Annotated in this window: 2 protein-coding genes; both read right to left on the reverse strand. The window is 44.0% G+C overall.

The genetic code is table 11. The annotated features are described in order from the left end of the window. Positions 1–491: 491 nt before the first annotated feature. Positions 492–1,610, reverse strand: coding sequence for an FRG domain-containing protein (locus JHD69_RS19625; RefSeq protein WP_199142034.1), 1,119 nt, complete (start codon positions 1,608–1,610; stop codon positions 492–494). A 2-nt stretch (positions 1,611–1,612) separates the two neighbouring features. Next, positions 1,613–1,892: hypothetical protein (locus JHD69_RS19630; RefSeq protein ID WP_199142035.1), on the reverse strand; the 280-nt coding region annotated here is incomplete at its 5' end.

Genomic DNA, 1,892 nt, shown 5'->3' on the forward strand with positions numbered 1-1,892 from the left:
CCCCCCCCCCCCCCCCCCCCCCCCCCCCCCCCCCCCCCCCCCCCCCCCCCCCCCCCCCCCCCCCCCCCCCCCCTCTCACACTCACCCCCCCACCCCCCACCCCAACACATGTCGTGGTTCGTCGGCAGCGTCAGATGTGTATAAGAGACAGTTGTGCATAGATTAATCAATCAACAGGATCGAGAGGCGATAGAATACGCATGCTCAGAAGCAAACAAATCTGCATTAGCTTTCCTTCCGATATTGAGTTCAGGCGAGGCAATGTTAACAGGTGTCGACTTTCCTATGCCGATTGTTTTAAAGATAATTAAGCCAAATATTAAACCAGATTCAGTGACTCCGAAGGTTTTTTAATCTTTATAAAATCAGTTGCGATTTTCTACTGTTCTTTGAATATTCGGATAATCTGAATTCGATGAATAGTTATAATAACGATAGGTATGGAGGATAACTTTGTTTAGAAAAGAAATCCGTTAATCAAAAATGACATTCTACAAATGCAGGTCATGCAATTTGTAGATTTTTTCAAATGCTCTTTTGGCTTCACCCTTCAGGTCACCACTTTCCTTAACGTCAAGAAAAAAATTGAGCATCAGATCTTCGTCCCTATCTGGGAAAAGGAATCTGTGGTAACCTATATCAAATTCCCCAAGCACTGATTCGTCCAAGCGGATAGCTGCAATGAGGTTTTCTGCGGCTTGGTTCTTAGCACATCCCCATCCCGTGTGGCAAAACCATGCATCCTGTCTGTCCGGCCTACTATGTTCAATGAATTTTGGTTTGATCTGCTTATGGGCGAACACTTGGTCTTTGGGGCACTTGAAGATGAAAATTGTTGAATCGCTAAAATCTGATGCCGCCCTGATTGTCGTAATGCCCTTTTCTGTATCCATGTGATGCGAAGCAAACCAGCTTGCTACCCTTATATCTTTTGTTAGGTCAAGGCCAACACTTGGAAGTCCGTAGTGCTGGGCAATGCCCAAAGCGATAAATGTGAAATGAGGATGTCCTTTAATTTTAGTTACATCTTTCAAATAGTCTCTATGCTGGTAATCTAATAACCTTGTTCGGAGGTCAATCCCAATATCATCCAGCATCATTGCCGTATAACTATGCCAGAGGTTGTATATAAAGAACTCGTTGAAATCCAATCTAGAAAAACTCGGCAGCAAAGATGGTTCCTTTACTAGTTCTTCCCCAAAGAGCATTTTTTTTTCCTCTGGGCTGCGTTCTATAGTATATACCTTGTGTTGGCCTCTTAAGAGTACCTCAAAATCCGGATACCTTGTGTTGAGCAAATCTAGAAAAGGTTTGATTTCAGAAAGGGTATTGAATTTGTAAATCGGAATCTTTCGCATGGGCACACGGAAGTGCCCGATTACCCTTTCCGGAAAGTCGCGCAAATGATATGGCATAGTTGCTGAACTACCATACACATGCTCACTATTAATGATTCTGCCGTAATTTTCATCCAAAAGGAAATCGGAAAAGCTCTTGTGTTGCAATGATGAAGAGCGACCATACTGACTTACTTCATGAATAATCGGATAGATATTAAAGTATCCAGGATACCTTAACCGGTCGTCATTTAGACTTATTGGCTTGAGCATATTTATAATTTTAATGGTATTCCTAGATTCTCCGCCAAAAATGCAAGAATAAAATATGAATAGGGTGTTGGAACTTTTGAGTTAATATAAATACTCTGAACCGCATCAGCCCTGGAAGAGGTTCGGCTTTTCATTTCGATAAGTTTTTCAAAATATTCTAGTTGGATGGTCACTTCTCCATGAAATTGAGAGAGAGGGCCCCAAATCTGTCTCTTATACACATCTAAAAGAGGGGGGGGGGGGGGGGGGGGGGGGGGGGGGGGGGGGGGGGGGGGGGGGGGG

Origin of the sequence: Pedobacter sp. ASV12 (genome assembly GCF_016429155.1) — a bacterium.
In the GTDB taxonomy this organism is placed as follows: domain Bacteria; phylum Bacteroidota; class Bacteroidia; order Sphingobacteriales; family Sphingobacteriaceae; genus Pedobacter.

What these genes read in the sequence shown, in the direction of transcription:
- JHD69_RS19625 (WP_199142034.1), bottom strand. Translation starts at nt 1,610, where the DNA reads ATGCTCAAGCCAATAAGTCTAAATGACGACCGGTTAAGGTATCCTGGA.